Raw genomic sequence first — 4,909 nt, forward strand, 5'->3', positions numbered from 1 at the left:
CAGCCCCGCCCGTGGTCGGAATGCCGAGCTGGCTCATCCACGACAGGAAGGGATATTCATTGCCGAAGAACCACACGCCCAGCGTCTTGCCCTTGAAGTCTTCCGGCTTGGTGATGCCGGTTTCCTTACGGCAGGTCAGCATCATGCCCGAGGTCTTGAACGGCTGGGCGATGTTGACGACGGCCGAGCCCTTCTCGCGCGTGGCCAGCGCCGACGGCATCCAGTCGACGACGACGTCAGCGCCGCCGCCCGCCAGCACCTGCTGCGGGTTGATGTCCGGGCCGCCCGGCAGGATCGTCACGTCGAGGCCGGCATCCTTGTAGAAGCCCTTGGCGGCGGCCACGTAGTAGCCGGCGAACTGTGCCTGCGTCACCCACTTCAGCTGCAGCTTCACGGCTTCGGCCATGGCGGCCGTTCCGCTTGCCAGCAGTGCGCCCGCGGTCACCGCGGCCATCAGAAATTTCTTCATCTTCCCTGTTCTCCTCTTGTGGTTTTCATTTGCCTTGTTGCCGGCCTACTTGCGGTAGGACGGATGCCAGAAGGTCACCCGGCGTTCGAGGAACACCAGAAGACCGTAAAAAGCCGAACCCGTGATAGCAGCCACCGCGATCTCGGCCCAGACCATGTCCAGTCCCAGTCTGCCAACTTCCGTGGAAATGCGAAAGCCCATGCCCATGATGGGCGTGCCGAAGAATTCAGCAACGATGGCGCCGATCATGGCAAGGGTGGAGTTGATCTTGAGGGCGTTGAAGATGAAGGGCATGGCGGCGGGAAGCCGGAGCTTCACCAGCGTCTGCCACCAGGAGGAGCCATAGCTCTGCATCAGGTCGCGCTCCAGATGTCCTGACGCCTGCAATCCCGCCACCGCGTTGATAAGCATGGGGAAGAAGGTCATCACCACCACCATCGCCGCCTTGGAGTGCCAGTCGAAACCGAACCACATGACGAGGATGGGGGCGACACCGACGATGGGGAGTGCCGCAACCAGATTGCCGAGCGGCAGCAAACCCCGGCGCAGGAAGGGAATGCGATCACACAATATGGCGACGAGGAAACCCGACAGCGAGCCGATGATCCAGCCGGGGATCACCGCGCGGATGACCGTCTGCACGAAGTCCACCCACAGGATGGGCAGCGACGACATGAATTTCGTGGCGATGTCGGAGGGGGCGGGCAGCAGCACGGCGGGCACATCGAAGCCCTTCACCACCGCCTGCCAGAACACCAGCACGCCCAGCCCAAACAGCGCCGGATAAAGGATGTCTGAGACCTGCCACTTCCTCATGGCCTGGCTCCCATGCGCTTCAGCGTGAAGCGCTCGATGACGCCGACAAGCCAGACAAGCCCCGCCGCGATGAAGGAGCCCATGAACAGCGCGGCCCAGATCTGCACCGTCTGCCCGTAATAGGAGCCCTGCAGAAGCCTGGCGCCGATGCCCGCCACCGCCCCTGTTGGCAATTCGCCCACGATGGCGCCGGTCAGGGCAATGGCCACCGCCACCTTCAGGGACGTGAACAGGAACGGCACGGAGGCCGGGAACCTGAGCTTCCACAGCACCTCGGAGGTCGACGCATGATAGGTGCGCATCAGATCCAGCTGCATCGTCTCAGGCGAGGTGAGGCCCTTCACCATGCCGATGGTGACGGGAAAGAAGCAGAGGTACATGGAGATCAGCGACTTCGGCAGCAGCCCGGTGAAGCCCAATGAGCCCAGCACCACGATCACCATGGGTGCGATGGCGAGGATCGGGATCGTCTGCGAGGCGATGATCCACGGCATCAGGCTCTTCGCCAGAAAGCGCACATGCACGATGCCGATCGCCAGCACGATGCCGAGGAGCGCGCCCAGCACAAAGCCGAGCAGCGTTGAGGACAGCGTCACCCAGCCGTGCCAGACCAGCGACTTGGGCATCCACGGCGCCACCGTGAACACGCTTTTCCACAGCTCCGCCACGATCTGGTGCGGCGCGGGTATCACCGGGCGCGTCTCGTTCCATGAAACATACAGAAGGTTGTAAAGGCCGCCGCCTGCTGCCGCGATCTTCGGTTCCGTCACCACCCAGTTCATCGGGATGGCAGCCAGATACCACACCACGAGGATGCAGAAGCAGACCACCGCCAAGGGCAGCGCCTGGCTTTCCTCCGTCGCGTGCGCCTTGGCGGCGATGGCGGGTGCAGCGCTCACTCAATCCTCATAGGAATGACCGGCCTTCAGCCCCTCGCGTACGCGATGCGCGATGGCGAGGAATGCGCTCGTCTCGCGGATGTCGAGCGAGCGCTTGCGCGGGAAATTGGTTTCGATCACGTCGATGATTCGGCCAGGCCTGGGGCTCATCACCACGATCTTGGTGGAGAGGAACACCGCTTCGGGAATGGAATGGGTGACAAAGACGACGGTCTTCTTCGTGCGGTCCCAGAGTTCGAGCAGCTGCTGGTTCAGCATGTCGCGCACGATCTCGTCCAACGCGCCAAAGGGCTCGTCCATCAGCAGGAGCTTGGGGTCGAAGGCCAGCGCGCGCGCAATCGACACGCGCTGCTGCATGCCGCCCGAGAGCTGCCAGGGATATTTCTTCTCGAAGCCCTTGAGGTTGACGAGCTCGAGATTGCGGGAAATGCGCTCAGCCGCATCGGCAAAGCCCATGATCTCCAGTGGCAGCCCCACGTTCCGCTCCACCGTGCGCCACGGGTAAAGGGCGGGCGCCTGGAACACATAGCCATAGGCGCGCTTGAGGCGGGCCTCCTGCGGCGTCATGCCATTGACGGTGATCGACCCGGAGGTCGCCTGTTCGAGGTCGGCGATAACGCGCAGCAGTGTGGTCTTGCCGCAGCCCGAAGGGCCGATGAAGGAAACGAAATCGCCTTCCTCAACCTCGAGGTTCACCTTCGAGAGCGCATAGACCGGCGCATCCGCCGTCTGGAAAACGAGGCTCAGCTCGCGCGCCGAAATGACTGGCCCCGCCAACGCCTTCTCCCCTGGTTTCTTGTTGCTTGTGCAAAAGCTAACCGCTCTTGACCATTCGATCAAGAATTAAGAAACTGTAATGATGGAACAGGCCGGCAGCGCTTCCCGCAAGACCCGCATCCAGGCGCAGAATGAGGGGCTGATCCTCAAGGCGGCGCTGGAGGCATTTTCGGCCTATGGCTTCCGCGGGGCGACCGTGGACCAGATCGCCACCAACTGCGGCCTCTCCAAACCCAACCTGCTCTATTACTTCCGCCGCAAGGAAGACATCTACATCGCTGTCCTCGAGCATACGTTGCACGACTGGCTGGAGCCGCTGCGCCAGATCGACCCCGATGGCGAGCCCATCGGCGAGATCACCCGCTACATCCGCACCAAGATCAAGCTGTCACGCGATAACCCGAAAGCGTCGCGCCTCTTCGCCAACGAGATCCTGCACGGCGCCACCACCATCGGCGATTATCTGAAAGGCCCCTTGAAGGCACTGGTGGACGAGAAGGCCGCCATCATCAACCGCTGGATCGCCGAGGGCCGGCTGAACCCGGTTGACCCCCATCACCTGATCTTCGCCATCTGGGCCACCACCCAGCACTACGCCGATTTCGACGCCCAGGTGAGTGCGGTCATGGGCAACACGCCAGACCTGATGACAAAGGCCGAGGACACGCTGACCACGCTGTTCGTCGAAGGGCTGAAGCCGCGGTAGACACATCCCCATTCCCTTCTCCCGTCCGCAGGATGGGAGAAGGTGGCCGACAGGCCGGATGAGGGTTGCTTCAGCATCGGGACTCGCGGAAAGAGGCCCTCATCCGCCCTTCGGGCACCTTCTCCCATCGCGTGCCGCGACGGGAGAAGGGACTTTACTGGCCAGGCGCGTAGTCCGCACCATTCACCGTGCCCGGCCGCCCACCAAGATGCAGCGCGCTCACCCGCTCAGGCGTCCCGGCAATCACCTTGCCCGCCTTCACCACCTTCAGCCGGTTGGCCTTCAGCCGCAGTGCCTCGACCGGCGTCTTCGCCTGCAGCACCACGAAATCGGCCTTGCAGCCCTTGTCCAGCCCATAGCCCTCAAGATGCAGCGCCTTGGCGGGGTTGACCGTCACCGCATCGAAGGCCCAGCGCATCGCCTCGGGGGTCGTCATGAGACCCACATGGAAACCCATCGAGGCTGCCTCCAGCATGTCGCCCTGGCCCATCGGGTACCATGGGTCCATGACGCAATCATGCCCGAAGGAGACGTTGATGCCCGCCGCGCGCAGCTCCGGCACGCGCGTCATGCCGCGGCGCTTGGGGTAAGTGTCATGCCGGCCCTGCAGCGTGATGTTGATGAGCGGGTTCGGCGTGGCATGAAGCTGCGCCTCCGCAATCAGCCCGATCAGCTTCGAGGCATAGTAATTGTCCATCGAATGCATGGAGGTGAGGTGCGAGCCCACCACGCGCCCCTGCAGCCCCAGCCGCTGCGTCTCGTAGACGAGCGTTTCCACATGCCGCGACCACGGGTCATCTGACTCGTCGCAATGAATGTCGACGAGAAGCCCACGCTCCGCCGCGATCTCGCAGAGCTCCTTCAAGCTCGCCGCACCATCCGCCATGGTGCGCTCGCCATGGGGTATGCCGCCGACGATGTCGACGCCTAGGTCGAGTGCCCTCAGAAGGTTCTTTTTTGCATGGGGGTCGCGGTAGAAGCCATCCTGCGGAAAGGCCACGATCTGCAGGTCGATATAAGGCTTCACGCGCTTTCTCACTTCCAGCAGCGCCTCGACGCAGAGCAGCCGGTCGTCGCACACATCCACATGGGTGCGGATGGCAAGCAGGCCTTGAGCAACCGCGAGATCGCAATAGCGCATGGCGCGCTCGATCACCGCCTCATGCGTCAAGAGCGGCTTGAGCTCCCCCCACAGCGCGATTCCCTCCAGCAGCGTGCCCGAGTTGTTGTAGCGCGGCATGC

General features: G+C 63.1%; 6 protein-coding genes. 1 reads left to right on the forward strand and 5 read right to left on the reverse strand.

The window, feature by feature from the left end; translation table 11 throughout:
• From ACILRA_RS19765 to ACILRA_RS19780, 4 genes are all read right to left on the reverse strand, one after another.
• Positions 1-469, reverse strand: a 469-nt coding sequence (locus tag ACILRA_RS19765; protein WP_395663771.1) for an ABC transporter substrate-binding protein, incomplete at its 3' end; no start/stop codon positions are given.
• Positions 470-514: 45 nt separating this feature from the next.
• Positions 515-1,285 (reverse strand): ABC transporter permease, encoded by a 771-nt coding sequence (locus tag ACILRA_RS19770; protein WP_395663772.1) that lies wholly within the window; start codon positions 1,283-1,285, stop codon positions 515-517.
• Positions 1,282-2,184 (reverse strand): ABC transporter permease, encoded by a 903-nt coding sequence (locus ACILRA_RS19775; protein WP_395663773.1) that lies wholly within the window; start codon positions 2,182-2,184, stop codon positions 1,282-1,284. The genes ACILRA_RS19770 and ACILRA_RS19775 overlap by 4 nt, the downstream gene beginning before the upstream one ends.
• Positions 2,185-2,961 (reverse strand): ABC transporter ATP-binding protein, encoded by a 777-nt coding sequence (locus ACILRA_RS19780; RefSeq protein WP_395663774.1) that lies wholly within the window; start codon positions 2,959-2,961, stop codon positions 2,185-2,187.
• Between the two features lie 79 nt (positions 2,962-3,040).
• On the opposite strand from ACILRA_RS19780, the gene ACILRA_RS19785 reads away from it, so the two are divergent.
• Positions 3,041-3,667: a TetR family transcriptional regulator C-terminal domain-containing protein gene (locus ACILRA_RS19785; protein WP_395663775.1), complete on the forward strand. Its 627-nt coding sequence runs from the start codon at positions 3,041-3,043 to the stop codon at positions 3,665-3,667.
• 154 nt (positions 3,668-3,821) lie between these two features.
• Here the strand turns inward: ACILRA_RS19785 and ACILRA_RS19790 are convergent.
• Positions 3,822-4,909 (reverse strand): cytosine deaminase (locus ACILRA_RS19790; protein WP_395663776.1); only part of this gene is annotated, 1,088 nt, incomplete at its 5' end.

Origin of the sequence: Aestuariivirga sp. (assembly GCF_044239095.1) — a bacterium.
GTDB lineage: Bacteria > Pseudomonadota > Alphaproteobacteria > Rhizobiales > Aestuariivirgaceae > Aestuariivirga.